This window comes from Nocardia cyriacigeorgica (assembly GCF_010868145.1).
Taxonomy (GTDB): domain Bacteria; phylum Actinomycetota; class Actinomycetes; order Mycobacteriales; family Mycobacteriaceae; genus Nocardia; species Nocardia cyriacigeorgica_D.
In genome coordinates, this window is sequence record NZ_JAAGUY010000002.1 from 408,620 (window position 1) to 421,380 (window position 12,761).

Below are 12,761 nucleotides of genomic sequence, written 5' to 3' on the forward strand. Positions count from 1 at the left end.
CGTCCAGGCGGCCTGCTGTCGCAGTTGCCGCCCGCCGCGTCCCTAGGCGTGGCCGAGCAGGGCGTGGACGCGGTCGAAGCGTTCGCGCCACCATGCCGTCCGATCCGGATCAGGGTGCCGATAGCGCTGCAGCAGGTCCGGATCGGGCACCGGCGGGGTGGGCGGAACCGGCAGGAACCCGTCCACCGGCAGCAACGGTTCGGCCACCACATCGCCCTCGAACAGCGCAACGGTCCCCAGCCCGCAGGCGTAGTCCAGTTCGGGAAGGGTCGCCGCGAGGGCGAGTTGCGCGGACAGGCCGACACTGGTTTCCAGTGCCGAAGACACCACGCACGGCAGCCCGGCGGCCGCGGCCACCTCGAGCGCACGGCGTACACCACCGAGGGGCGTGCATTTCAGCACGGCGATATCGGCGGCGCCTGCGACGGCAACCTTCATCGGGTCCTCGGCGCGGCGAATGGATTCATCGGCGGCGATCCGCACCTGGACGCGACGTCGCACGGCCGCGAGCTCGTCGATGGTGCGGCAGGGCTGCTCGACGTACTCCAGACCACCGGCGGCGCGGTCGATTTCGGTGATGTGCCGCACGGCGGTATCGACATCCCATAGTGCGTTGGCGTCCACCCGCACCGCACCGTCGGGCCCGAGCGCATCGCGCACCGCCGCTACCCGCGCCATATCTTCGGCCAGCGAGCCGGGATGGTCGGCGACCTTCACTTTGGCCGTGCGGCATCCCGACCCCGCGACGATGGCATGCGCGCGTTCCGGCCCAACCGCAGGCACTGTGCAGTTCACGGGTACCCGATCCCGTACCGGCGCGGGCCAGCCCACCGTCACCTGCTCGACGGCGGTGGCCAGCCAGTGCGCGGCTTCCCGGTCGTCGTATTCGGGGAACGGGCAGAACTCACCCCAGCCGAGCGGGCCGCGCACCAGCATCCCTTCTCGCACGGTGATGCCGCGGAACCGGGTGCGCATGGGCACCGCGTACACGCCGACGGCTTCGACTTCGCTCATCGTCAGCAGGGTAGCCCGGTCCACTGTGTCCTGCCCCCAGTTGGGGATTGCCGAGCCGCCGGTGTGGCCGCACACTCGAATTGTGCGGTGGCGACTTCTGGATCTCGCGCGTGCGGTACCGGCGACCCTGATCGCGTCCGGATTCGCCTGGGTGGCAGTGCACTTGCTGGATTGGTATGAGCTGGCGGGTCGCACATCGACCCGCACACACGATCTGACGGCCGCCTATTCCGTTGCCGCTGTGGGCTTTGCGCTCGCCACCGCCGCTGTCGCCGCGACCGTACTGGGTGCGGTGAAAGGGCGGCGTCCCATCGGCTGGGCGCCGCTGGTCGGGGTGCCGCTGTTCGCGGGAGTCTGGGTGTGCGGATTCTTGGTCGCGATCCTCACCGCACCGGGTTGAGGGCGCCGACTCGGCCTCTCGGCACCCCCGGGCGAGCCCATCCCTCAGTTCAGCCGGCCTCCGTCATCGGCCGAGAAGAAGTAGGTGTGCTCCGGATCCGCCGTCAGCCGCACCCGCGCGCCCTTCGCCGGGGGATTGCGCCAATCCGCCCGCGCCACGATCGTTTCCCCCGCACCGTTGGTGGAACCGTCCGCGAGGGTGCGGCCGTAGATGTAGGCGTCGGAGCCGAGCTCTTCGACCACATCCACCTCCATCTCGATCCCGACGACACCCTTGGTCAGGCCGGAACCTTCCCCACCGATCTCCAGGTGCTCCGGACGCACACCGACGGTCACCGAACCATTGCTCGAATCCGCCACCGAACGCGGCAGCGCCAGATCGTGCCCGCCGAGCGCCACCGAACCGGCGGCGACCGGGAGGGTGAACAGGTTCATCGCGGGCGAGCCCATGAATCCGGCGACGAACACGTTCGCCGGATCGCGGTACAGGTCGCGCGGCGAGGCACACTGCTGCAACAGCCCGTCCCGCAGCACCGCGACGCGATCGCCCATGGTCATGGCCTCGACCTGGTCGTGGGTGACATACACCGTGGTGGTGCCGAGCCTCCGCTGCAACTGCGCGATCTGGGTGCGGGTCTGCACGCGCAGCTTGGCGTCGAGGTTGGACAGCGGTTCGTCCATGAGGAAAACCTGCGGCTGGCGCACGATGGCGCGGCCCATCGCCACTCGCTGGCGCTGACCACCGGAGAGCGCCTTGGGCTTGCGGTCCAGGTACGGCTCCAGATCCAGCAGCTTCGCCGCCTCCAGCACCCGTTGTTTGGTCTCCGCCTTGCTCACCTTGGCCAGCTTGAGCGCGAAACCCATGTTCTCCGCGACCGTCATATGCGGGTACAGCGCATAGTTCTGGAACACCATGGCGATATCGCGTTCCTTCGGCTCGGCGTGCGTCACGTCCTTGTCGCCGATCAAGATCCGCCCGCCGTTGACCTCTTCCAGTCCCGCCAGCATCCGCAGCGAGGTCGACTTCCCGCAGCCGGACGGCCCGACGAGCACCAGGAATTCTCCGTCTTCGATCTCCAGGTTCAACTGGTCGACGGCCGGCTTACCGGCACCCGGATACAACCGGGTGGCATGGTCGAAGGTCACCGTAGCCACGGCAGATCACTTCCCTTCACCGGCAGGAACGTGCCGGACGATCCGAGTAGAGGGTTCCGGCGGATCTTACGTGGAGGGACGGGAGCACGCCCGACCGGCAGCGGACCGGGCATCGAGCGGAACTGGCGGATTCACGGCCGCGTCGGGCGGCGGGGAGTCCGACAAGCCGATCCCTGAGGCTCAGGAGCCGACGGCATGCGCGTCTTCCGTCGGCTTCCCGGCTCCGGTATGTCCCCTGGCGCGGCCGCTGAGAACGGCGAGCGCCAGCATCGCGCCGACGGTGGTCCAACCGGTGACGGTGGTGCTGAACGCGCTCAACAGATAGCCCGCGAGCAGGCCGCCGAGCGCCATCGCCCCATCGGTCACCAGGTGTATCGAACCCACCGCACGGCCGAGCGCCTCCTCGGGGATCACATTCACCCGGAACGTGGTCAGCGAGACATTGACCACCGTGCCGATCGCACCGACGCCGCCCCACGCCGCCGCGAGGACGAGTGGATCGGTGCCGAGGGTGATCGGGACCAGCAGGGCCGACCACGCCCACAGCGAACCGCGATACACCGCTGGCGCCGACAACCGACTGGTCAGTGGAGCCGCCACGAACGAACCGAGCACACCGCCGACGCCCGCGGCCGCAAGCACGGCGCCCACCGTCCAGGCCGGATGTCCGGCGCGCGCGAGCCCGAACATCATCAGCAGGATGATCACCTGGATGACCAGATTCGACGCACCGCTGATCGCGGTGGAGATGCGCAGGAACGGATCGGTCCAGACGATGCGGATACCCTCGCGCACCCGTATCGCCGCGGTGGCCCGATCGGTCGCCCCGTCCCGCGCGGAGAAGTCCCCGCGGATCGCCGCGAGCGTGGCCAGGCAGAACAGATAGGACACGGCGTTGGCCGCGAATGGCAGCCATTTGGCGGCGCCGTACACCGCGGCGCCGGCTGCGCGGCCGATCACGAGTGCGATGGGTTGCTCGGCCTCGAAGAAGGCGAAGGCGGCCGGACGCTGCTCGACGGTGACGATATCGCGGATGGCGCCCAACTCGCTGAGAGTGAAGAACACATATGCGGTGCCTTCGATGAACGCGGTGATGATCAGCACCGGACCGGGCGAGGCCAGATCGGCGAGGATCACCATGGTCGCCACGAGAGTCGACGCGAGGCCCGCGAGCACACATCCCGTCAGTACTCGCCGCCGGTCCGCGTAGTCGGCGACGATTCCGGCCGGGATCTGAAAGATCAGGCTCGGCAGGGTGAGGGCGAACATCACCCAGCCTGCGAGCCCGGCCGACCCCGTGATCGCGAGCGCCAGCATGGGATACGCCACGCGCACGCCGTGAAATCCGACCAGGGAGACAGCGTTGCCCGACCACAGCAGCAGAAAATCTCGGTTGGTGTGGACGGAGCCGGCGCTGGTCATGGTTCGGCGCCGGGCCCGATGACAGCTGCCAGCTGGCCTCGCACTCGTGCGCTGATGTGATTGATCAGTGCCGTGAGGTCACCGCAGTACACCGATGGATTGCGGAAACCGGTGTCGGGGCGATACCGGTGCGCGTAATGGCCGCCACCGCAGACGGTGTGCAGCGCGCAGCTTCTGCAGGTATCGCACAGCGCGTCGGCGCCGATCTGCCTGGCGATCACCGCGGGCTCCCACAGCGCCTGGTCCAAGCGGTTATCCCCGGTTGCGCTGTGAATCTTGGCGGCGCCGGTGAAGGCGGATTTGAGTGCGTCCACTTGCTCGAGGGTGCCGTCGGTTTCGATGACGGCCAGCCGCATCGGTGCGAGGCCGACCGATTCCGCGGCCCCCTGACCGCCGAGCAGGAGCTCGATGATCTCGTCGAACAGCCGGACTTGGGTCTCGAGGGTCGGCGAATCGTACCAGCGGTCGAATATCGTGATCAGCCAGTCGGCGTACGGTGTTGCGTCGGAGGTGGGGTCTTTGGCCGGTGGCGGGGTGTTCCAGTTTCCGTGTGGGAGCAGAAAATCTATTCCGGGTGGTGCGAAGCGGACCAGACCCTCGTAGGTCTCGATGGGGTCGTTCGCGATGTCGATCGTGCAGAGCAAACCCGAGTAGAGGTGCAAGAAGTCCTCCTGGCGAACCAGATCGATACCGCGCACCACATCGTGATAGCTGCCGGTACCACGGCGGTATCGGCGGTGCCGGTCATGGCCGCGCTCATCGCCGTCGATACTGACGCCGATCTGAATCCCCCATCGGTCGCAGATGCGCAGGAACTGTTCGTCCAAGAGGACACCGTTGGTCTGGATGCCAAGCCGAACCTCCGCGATCGGCTCGATCATCTCGCGTGCCTGTCTGGCGAACTCCTCGAGGCGGGCATGGCCGGCCAACAGCGGCTCGCCGCCGTGGAACACCAGGCTGACAGAGGTCAGCCTGTGTGTACGGGCATGCTCACCGATGGTCGCGCATGCTTCGGCGAAGACCTGCTCGGTCATGACGATCGGCTGATCTTGCCAGCTCTGATCGGCCATCTCGTACACGTAGCAGTAGTCGCAGGCGAGATTGCAGCGGCTGTGGATCTTGAGGATGAACTGCGTGAACGGTAGTGGGGACCAACCCTTTTCGCGTAGCCGACCGACATCGAGTCCGGTTTCGGGCCACGGCCTGCCCGGCATGGATAGATGCACCGGCTGCGAATGTGAGTCCATCTCATCGTCTCCTCGGGCACTTCGGTTCGATGGACGGGTGTGGGTACGGGCACGGTCCGATACCCACACCCGGGTGACCAGCGGCCGGGATCAGATGAAGGAGTTGAAGTTGCCCTTGTTCGCGGCGCTGTCTTCGATGAAGGAGTTGAAGTTCCCCCGGTTCGACGCGTTGCGCGGCGCCAGATGTCGACGCAGCGCAGCGGACAGGGTCGTGGATGTGTCTGCGCGCAGGCGCTCGGCCATCTCGATCATGTCGATGGATGGGTTCGCGATGGTCGCCGATCGAGTTGACATGGTATTCCTTTCGCCGATGTTATGAGCATTCGAACGTTATCGGCGCAGATCGGCGGTTCGGTATCGGACGGGTTACCCAATCCGAGACCGGTTGTCGTCAGGTACTACTCGCGCTCGGAATGTCCGGCATCGGTACCCAGATCGAGCCGAGCCAGTGCGCCGCGATTGGTGACGCCAAGTTTCGGGAAGGCTCGATAGAGATGGTGTGCAACAGTTTTCGGGCTCAGCCACAACCGCTCGCCGATCTCTCGATTCGTTGCTCCCGAGGCGGCCAGCCGCACGATATCCAGTTCTCGGGCCGTCAGTTGTCCTATCGCCCGTGTGTCCGGTCCTCGATCGGTTGTCGTTTCGCCAGCGGCACGTAACGTGGCGTCGACGCGTTGGACCCATGGCCGGGCACCGAGGCGCCCGAATGTCTTTGCCGAATTGCGCAGCGCTGTTCGCGCTTTGGTCCGGGCGCGAGCGCGATGCAGTAGCTCTCCGTAGAGAAGTTCGGTGCGCGCGTGGTCGTACCAGCGGCTTTCGGCGGCGTAGCGATCGAGTGCGACAACGAAGGAATCGGGGTCACCGTAGACAAGGCCATGACAGCGCGAGAGGTGCGCCTGGATCCAGTTGTTGTCGGTGGCGGCGGCCCACCGCTGTATCTCGGCCATCGGCTGGGCCGCGCGTTCGGGTCCACCCAGCCGTACCGCCGCTTCCACCCAGTCACTCAGCAGCGGTACCCATTGGCCGAGCGGACGGAACGGTCCGCTGGCCAGAGCTTCGAATCGTTCGGTTGCCGACCGATAGTGGCCGTGCACCAGATCATCGAGGCCGAGCGCCCATTCGGCGAAGGTGACAGTGGTGGTCCGTGACTGTGCGGTGGAACTGCGCAGGCATTCTTCGGCGTAGCCGTGCCAATCGTCGGTATCGCCGCGAATTGCGGCGATCACGGCGAGGACGGAATGTGCCTGTCCGGTGCGGTTGGGCTGATCGAGCCTGCGGGCCAGTCGCAGGCAGTCCTTCGCCGCGGCGTTGCTCTCGTCAAGGTGTCCGAGGAGCAGTTCGGCAATCGCCAGTTCGCCGCATGCCGCAGGCAACCACCAGTTCGCCGTGTGGTGATGACACCGGGCGCGCGTGGCGCGCAGCAGTTTTCGTGCCGCCCCGAGTTCACCTGCGTGGATCGCCTGCTGGGCGAGGGCGAAGATCGAGGCCGGTTCGTCATAGCCGATATCGGAGACCCGGATGTTCTGCGCGGCCAGTCGCACTCCTGCGGCTGGGTCCGGATCGAGCAGAGCGGCCATCGCGGTAGTCACCGAGAGATGATCGGTGGCGGTCGGCAGATGGTGGTCGCGACGGCCGTCGTAGGTAAGGGCATGGAGCGCGTTATGTGCCGCGACGACGCCATCCGCCTGTCCGGCGGCCCAGGCGATCGCGGCAGCATTGACCAATATGCGTGCCGACCGCGCCGGCAGTATCTCAGCGGTGGCGCCCGCTGCTTTCAGCATCTGGAGGTGCGCGGATCGTAAGGCGCCTCGCTCGGCTTCGATGCGGGCACCGATGTCCAGCAACCGGGCATGGTCGCTGGCACCGATGGGAGCGTGCGCCGGTATCCGCTCGGCGAGCAGGAGCGCGTCTTCGGGCCGGCCGGCGTCGGCCGCGGTATCCATGGCAAGCAGCAGGCGTCGGCGTTGTTCGGCCGGGGTCGTGGTCAGTTCGGCCGAACGCGTCAAGGCCGCGGTGGCGATGGTGTACGCGGTTCGGCGCCGGGCACGGTGTGCTGCGGCCTCCAGTGCATCGGCTGCGGCTTCGTCCGGCCCGGTGGCGGCCTCGGCGAGATGCCAGGCGCGCCGGTCCGGATCGGTGAGGGCAGTAGCGAGCGCGGCATGGACGGCTGCCCGCTGGGTGAACGGCGCCTGGTGGTAGACAGCCGCCCGTTGTAGTGGATGAATGAACGAAATCGCCTGTCCAGAGATTCTGACCATGCCGGTCCGCTCTGCTGTGGCGAGTGCGTCGACGGATGATCCGAGAATTTCGAGGGCCGCTATGGCGGTCGCCAGCTCGGTGCGCATTTCTGCGGCGATGGTCAGCAGGGCCGATCGGGTCTGTGTTGTTTGTCCGAGGGCGCATTTGCCGAAGCGGGATTGCAGGTTGTCCGGCAGTGTCGGCGCGCCGACCGGTAATGCGTCGTCCGGGATTGCGGGCAGCTCGAGCAACGCCAGCGGGTTCCCCGCCGCGTGTTCGAGCAGCCGGTCTTGCCCGTCGGCCCGGAGTTCGGGGCGTCGTTGTTCCAGTAGCCGCCGGGCCGCCGCCGAGTCCAGCGCGGGCAGCCGGAGCTCCGGAAACCCTGCGATCGAACTGTCGTCCGGAACACCGGCGAACAATACTGCGATCGGTTGCTCGGACAATCGGCGAGCCGCGAAGGAAAGCGCGTCTACCGAGGCGCGGTCCAGAAGGTGCGCATCGTCGATCAGACACAGCACCGGAGATTCCGCCGCAAGCAGGGCAAGCAACGAATGGATACTCACTCCGGCCGGAAAGCTGTCGGGCCGCCGGCCCGTTGCCAGCCCAATGGCGGTGAGCAACGCGTTCTGCTGGCATGCGGGGAGCTCGGCGATTCGGTGCTGCACCGGTGTGACCAGCAGATGGAGACCAGCGAACGCCAACTGTGCCTCGCTGCGTACGCCGGTGCAGCGCAGCACTGTCCACCCGGCCTCGGACGTGGCTGCCGCATAGGCCAATAGCGCCGACTTGCCGATACCCGCAGCGCCGAGGATGTGCATCGCACCGCCGCGTCCGGTCGCCGCGGCATCCAGCAGCGCGCGGATCCGCTGCTGTTCCTGCGATCTTCCGTGGAGCACGTCAGTAAACGTAGGAGCCGATACTGTCGATACAGTTCCCGATGGTGGGCAGTACCGAGAATCATCGGCTCCATGCTCGCGGAGCTTCTGTCTGATCCGGAAGCCGAAGATCGGTTCAGCACGACCGGTGGGACCCGCGGCGGTAGCCTCGGTCGGGGAGCAAGCCCCGAGCGACGAGGAGTCAATGCGATGAGTCGACCGGTTCGTGTGGGAATGCAGCTACAGCCGCAGCATGCGCCCGAGTACGGGCTTGTTCGGGATGCGGTGCGGCGCGCTGAGGATGCCGGCGTCGACATCGTCTTCAACTGGGATCATTTCTTCCCGCTGACCGGAGACCCGGACGGCGCGCATTACGAGTGCTGGACCATGCTCGGTGCGTTCGCCGAGCAGACCGAGCGGGTCGAGATCGGTGCGCTGGTCACCGGCGGTGGATACCGGAATCCGGACCTGCTCGCGGATATGGCCAGGACCGTCGACCACATCAGTGGTGGCCGGCTGATCCTCGGGATCGGCGGGGGCTGGTTCGAGCGCGACTACGCCGAGTACGGCTACGAGTTCGGCACCCCCGGCACCCGGCTGGACAAGCTGAAGGGTGCGCTGGCCCGGATCGACGCCCGGCTCGAGAAACTGAATCCGCAGCCCACCCGCACGATCCCGATGCTCATCGGCGGTGGAGGTGAGCGTAAGACGCTGCGTCTGGTCGCCGAGCACGCCGATATCTGGCACAGCTTCGGCGACCTAGAGGTGTTCACCCGCAAGAGCGGCATCCTCGGCGAACACTGTGCGGCCGCCGGCACCGATCCTGGCCGCATCGAGCGTTCGGTGAGCTGGCCGGGAGCGAGCCGGGCGCCGGAATTCTTGGCCGCGGGCGCGACGCTGTTCACCGTCGGCGTCAGCGGGCCGGACTACGACCTGAGCCGGGTGATCGACGCGATCAACTGGCGTGACGAGATCAACCCCGAGCCGGTCAGCGGAATCGCCTGATCGCGCGTCGGCCAGGGCGGGGAGCCGCGATTCCGCGTGGTCGGGTGCGGTGGGAACCGAAGATCACAGCAACTGGTCGTGTGGCGTCGGATAGCAGCACATTGTCCGGCAGGGGTGATGGCGGTTTCTCGCACCGTGGTCTAATCGACCGAATCCGGGCAGTTTCCATGGTCACCGACATTCACCTGGCCCGGCACGGGCTGGTAGCCGCCGGTTAGCCTGAGCTGGGCGGCTATGGTGTTCTCCCATGGTTGGTCTGCTCGCTGTGCGGTCTCGTGCGTTGATCGCCGTGATATTGCTCGCCGTCGTCGCCTTGGCGACGGCCTGTGGTTCCGGTGACGGCTCCTCGGCCCGCGACCTGTGTGCCCCACCCGGGGTCGAGGCGGCGTCGGCCGCGCCGACGAACCTGGCGTCACCGACGCGTGCGGGCGTCGATCGGTTCACCACGCCGACGACCGTTCCGCTGGAATCCATCGACATCAGCAAGCTCGGCCTGATCACCCCGGGCAAGCTCAGCGTCGGCACCCTGTCGGACGCCCCGCCGAGCATCTGCGTCAACTCCGCGGGCGCGTTCACCGGTTTCGATAACGAACTGCTGCGTGCGGTGGCCGCGAAACTGGGTCTGCAGGTGGAGTTCTCCGGCACCGAGTTCGCGGGCCTGCTGGCGCAGGTGGCGGGCGGACGCTTCGATGTCGGCTCCTCCAACATCACCACCACCGATGAGCGCAGGCGGATGGTGGACTTCACCAACGGCTACGACTTCGGTTACTTCTCGCTCGTCGTGCGCACCGGCAGTCCGATCGAGGGGTTCGACGATCTCGGTCCTGGTAGCCGGGTCGCCGTGGTGCAGGGCACGGTGCAGGACGAGTACGTCGTCAACCAATTGGGTCTGGACCCGGTGAAATTCCCGGACTACAACACCGCCTACGCCAACGTGAAAACTGGCCAGGTGGATGCCTGGGTGGCACCGTCGGCGCAGGCGGAGGGCGCTATCGCGCCGGGTGACGGCACCACGATCATCGAAAACTCTTTCAGTCTCGATAATTTCGCGGCATGGGCGGTCGGCAAGAACAAGCAGCCACTGGTCGACGCGCTCAACAGCGGTCTGGACGCGGTGATCGCCGACGGCACCTACGCCGCGCTCTACAGCGAATGGGTGCCGCGTGAACTCCCGCCCGGGTGGAAGCCGGGATCGAAAGCCGCTCCTACGCCCGAACTTCCGGATTTCGCCGCCATCGCCGCCGAACGCGGACCGGTTGAGCAAACCCAGGATCAACCCAAGTCCACCCTGGAACAACTGCGTGACACCTTCTTCGACTGGTCGCTGTATCGCCAGGCCTTCCCCGACCTGTTCAAGACCGGCTTGCCGAATACCCTGATCCTCGCGGTGGTTTCGGGCGTACTCGGCACGGTGCTCGGCATGCTGCTCGCGGTGGCGGGCATCTCCAGGTCGCGCTGGCTGCGCTGGCCTGCCCGCGTCTACACCGACATCTTCCGTGGCCTGCCCGCGGTGGTGATCATCCTGCTGATCGGTCTCGGTCTCGGTCCGGTGGTCGGCGATCTGACCGGCAACAATCCGTACTGGCTCGGTGCCGTGGCGCTGGCATTGCTGGCGTCGGCCTATATCGGTGAGATCTTCCGATCGGGGATCCAGTCGGTCGAACCGGGGCAGCTCGAGGCCGCACGCGCCATCGGCCTCGGCTACCGCCAGTCGATGACGCTTGTGGTGATCCCGCAAGGTGTGCGGCGCGTGCTGCCCGCGCTGATGAACCAGTTCATCGCGCTGATCAAGGATTCGTCGCTGATCTACTTCCTCGGCCTGCTCGCCTCGCAGCGTGAGCTGTTCGCTGTCGGGCGCGACCTGAACGCACAGACCGGGAACCTGTCGCCGCTGGTCGCGGCCGGTCTGGTGTATCTGCTGCTGACGATCCCGCTCACCCACCTGGTGAACTACATCGACCGGCGCATGCGCACCGGCCGACCCGATCAACCCATCGACCCGGCCGATCAGGCCGCGATCACGGAAGGGCGTGGGTAGATGAGCGCGTCACTCACCGGCACCGGTCTGCGGCTGAAGCTCGGCCACAACGAGATCCTGCGTGGGGTGGACATCCACGTCGACGCGGGTAAGACCACGACCGTCATCGGACCGTCCGGTTCGGGCAAGTCCACGTTGCTGCGAGTGCTGAACCGGCTGCACGAACCGGACGCGGGTGACATCCTGCTCGACGGCGAGTCGGTGCTGACCGAGGACCCGGACAAGCTGCGTCAGCGCATCGGCATGGTGTTCCAGCATTTCAACCTGTTCCCGCACAAGACCGTCGCCGACAATGTCGCGCTCGGCCCGCGCAAACTGCGCGGATTGTCCAAGGAGCAGGCGCGGGCGCTGGCCATCGAGCAGCTGGAGGTCGTCGGTCTGGCCGGTAAGGCCGATTCCCGGCCGGCCAACCTGTCCGGTGGGCAGCAGCAGCGGGTGGCGATCGCGCGGGCGCTGGCGATGAAGCCGGAGATCATGTTCTTCGACGAGGCCACCTCGGCACTCGACCCGGAGCTGGTCAAGGGTGTGCTCGCCCTGATGACGGACTTGGCGTCGGGCGGAATGTCGATGGTTGTGGTGACCCACGAAATGGGTTTCGCGCGAAGCGTTTCCGACAGTGTGGTGTTCATGGACGCAGGTCAGGTAGTGGAGACGGGCAGCCCGGATGCGCTGTTCGACAATGCGAAGACCCCACGATTGCGACGCTTCCTCGACCAGGTGCTCTAGGCGGCAGGGCTGTCCCGGCTTCGAGTCGCCGGGTTCGTCGTCGATTCTCATATGTGGGGAGTCCCCTATGTTGAAGAGAGCCGGTCATGTTCACGGCGTGATCGGCAGGTGCCGGTGTGGCCTCGGGGGTTTGCCGGATTTCGGGAGGAAATTCAGAGGTGGGCGGCCGCTCGCGCGTGATTTGGCGTGCCCGAACCCCCTCACCTCGGACCGTGAATCCGAAACGCAACAGAAAAGGACATATGTTTTCAGCGATTCGAGTGACGACAGCTCTGGCGGCGGGTGCGCTTGCGACTCTTGCCGGACTCACCCTCGCGCCGGCGGCGCAGGCGTATCCGGTCGGACCCTGGGGTATCGAGGGGCCGTGCCAGGGCAAGGCTCCTGCCGAATGCGACTACGTACCCTCACCCGATGGCATCGAGTGGAAGTGGTACTCCAAGTCGTCCGTCCATAGGGAACAGGCGATTCAAACGAACGTCTACGACAAGACCGGCGCTCTCGCCTGCGTCAACAACATCGGCGCCCCACCCACTTTCAAGATGTGCCCGCAGATCGCGTCGCTGATCCGCGCGCTGCCGCCGATGCGTATCGGCCCCTCGACCGGCAGCAGCTGATCAACGCCGCGTTGAAGCGATAAAGACG

At 66.5% G+C, this 12,761-nt stretch carries 11 protein-coding genes; 5 read left to right on the forward strand and 6 right to left on the reverse strand.

The window, feature by feature from the left end:
* Window positions 1-42: 42 nt before the first annotated feature.
* Window positions 43-1,014 carry an o-succinylbenzoate synthase gene (locus tag GV792_RS05800; RefSeq protein WP_163822570.1) on the reverse strand — a complete coding sequence of 324 codons (972 nt, stop codon included), beginning with the start codon at window positions 1,012-1,014 and terminating at the stop codon, window positions 43-45.
* An 82-nt stretch (window positions 1,015-1,096) separates the two neighbouring features.
* On the opposite strand from GV792_RS05800, the gene GV792_RS05805 reads away from it, so the two are divergent.
* Window positions 1,097-1,414 carry a hypothetical protein gene (locus tag GV792_RS05805; RefSeq protein ID WP_163822571.1) on the forward strand — a complete coding sequence of 106 codons (318 nt, stop codon included), beginning with the start codon at window positions 1,097-1,099 and terminating at the stop codon, window positions 1,412-1,414.
* Window positions 1,415-1,458: 44 nt separating this feature from the next.
* Here the strand turns inward: GV792_RS05805 and GV792_RS05810 are convergent, their stop codons facing one another.
* The 5 genes from GV792_RS05810 to GV792_RS05830 all read right to left on the reverse strand — a co-directional run bounded on the left by GV792_RS05810 (window position 1,459) and on the right by GV792_RS05830 (window position 8,371).
* A complete protein-coding gene (locus GV792_RS05810) occupies window positions 1,459-2,568 on the reverse strand; it encodes an ABC transporter ATP-binding protein (protein ID WP_163822572.1) in 1,110 nt (369 codons plus the stop codon).
* Between the two features lie 180 nt (window positions 2,569-2,748).
* Entirely contained in the window at window positions 2,749-3,990 is a 1,242-nt protein-coding gene (locus GV792_RS05815) for an MFS transporter (RefSeq protein ID WP_163822573.1), read from the reverse strand.
* Entirely contained in the window at window positions 3,987-5,237 is a 1,251-nt protein-coding gene (locus GV792_RS05820) for an FxsB family cyclophane-forming radical SAM/SPASM peptide maturase (protein ID WP_256673762.1), read from the reverse strand. The genes GV792_RS05815 and GV792_RS05820 overlap by 4 nt, the downstream gene beginning before the upstream one ends.
* Window positions 5,238-5,327: 90 nt before the next feature.
* Window positions 5,328-5,531 carry a hypothetical protein gene (locus tag GV792_RS05825; protein WP_163822574.1) on the reverse strand — a complete coding sequence of 68 codons (204 nt, stop codon included), beginning with the start codon at window positions 5,529-5,531 and terminating at the stop codon, window positions 5,328-5,330.
* 104 nt (window positions 5,532-5,635) lie between these two features.
* The gene (locus tag GV792_RS05830) at window positions 5,636-8,371 is read right to left on the reverse strand and encodes a helix-turn-helix transcriptional regulator (RefSeq protein ID WP_163822575.1); all 2,736 of its coding nucleotides are present in this window, start codon (window positions 8,369-8,371) and stop codon (window positions 5,636-5,638) included.
* A 189-nt stretch (window positions 8,372-8,560) separates the two neighbouring features.
* Between GV792_RS05830 and GV792_RS05835 the strand changes: the two genes are divergently transcribed.
* From GV792_RS05835 to GV792_RS05850, 4 genes are all read left to right on the forward strand, one after another.
* Window positions 8,561-9,355, forward strand: a complete 795-nt coding sequence (locus GV792_RS05835) for an LLM class F420-dependent oxidoreductase (RefSeq protein ID WP_163822576.1) — start codon at window positions 8,561-8,563, stop codon at window positions 9,353-9,355.
* Window positions 9,356-9,602: 247 nt separating this feature from the next.
* Entirely contained in the window at window positions 9,603-11,393 is a 1,791-nt protein-coding gene (locus GV792_RS05840) for an ABC transporter substrate-binding protein/permease (RefSeq protein WP_163822577.1), read from the forward strand.
* A complete protein-coding gene (locus GV792_RS05845) occupies window positions 11,394-12,119 on the forward strand; it encodes an amino acid ABC transporter ATP-binding protein (protein WP_163822578.1) in 726 nt (241 codons plus the stop codon).
* 260 nt (window positions 12,120-12,379) lie between these two features.
* Window positions 12,380-12,733 (forward strand): hypothetical protein, encoded by a 354-nt coding sequence (locus tag GV792_RS05850; protein WP_309138674.1) that lies wholly within the window; start codon window positions 12,380-12,382, stop codon window positions 12,731-12,733.
* Window positions 12,734-12,761 lie beyond the last annotated feature (28 nt).

What these genes read in the sequence shown, in the direction of transcription:
- GV792_RS05820 (WP_256673762.1), bottom strand. Translation starts at nt 5,237, where the DNA reads ATGGACTCACATTCGCAGCCGGTGCATCTATCCATGCCGGGCAGGCCG.
- GV792_RS05815 (WP_163822573.1), bottom strand. Translation starts at nt 3,990, where the DNA reads ATGACCAGCGCCGGCTCCGTCCACACCAACCGAGATTTTCTGCTGCTG.
- GV792_RS05800 (WP_163822570.1), bottom strand. Translation starts at nt 1,014, where the DNA reads ATGAGCGAAGTCGAAGCCGTCGGCGTGTACGCGGTGCCCATGCGCACC.
- GV792_RS05840 (WP_163822577.1), top strand. Translation starts at nt 9,603, where the DNA reads ATGGTTGGTCTGCTCGCTGTGCGGTCTCGTGCGTTGATCGCCGTGATA.
- GV792_RS05835 (WP_163822576.1), top strand. Translation starts at nt 8,561, where the DNA reads ATGAGTCGACCGGTTCGTGTGGGAATGCAGCTACAGCCGCAGCATGCG.
- GV792_RS05825 (WP_163822574.1), bottom strand. Translation starts at nt 5,531, where the DNA reads ATGTCAACTCGATCGGCGACCATCGCGAACCCATCCATCGACATGATC.
- GV792_RS05845 (WP_163822578.1), top strand. Translation starts at nt 11,394, where the DNA reads ATGAGCGCGTCACTCACCGGCACCGGTCTGCGGCTGAAGCTCGGCCAC.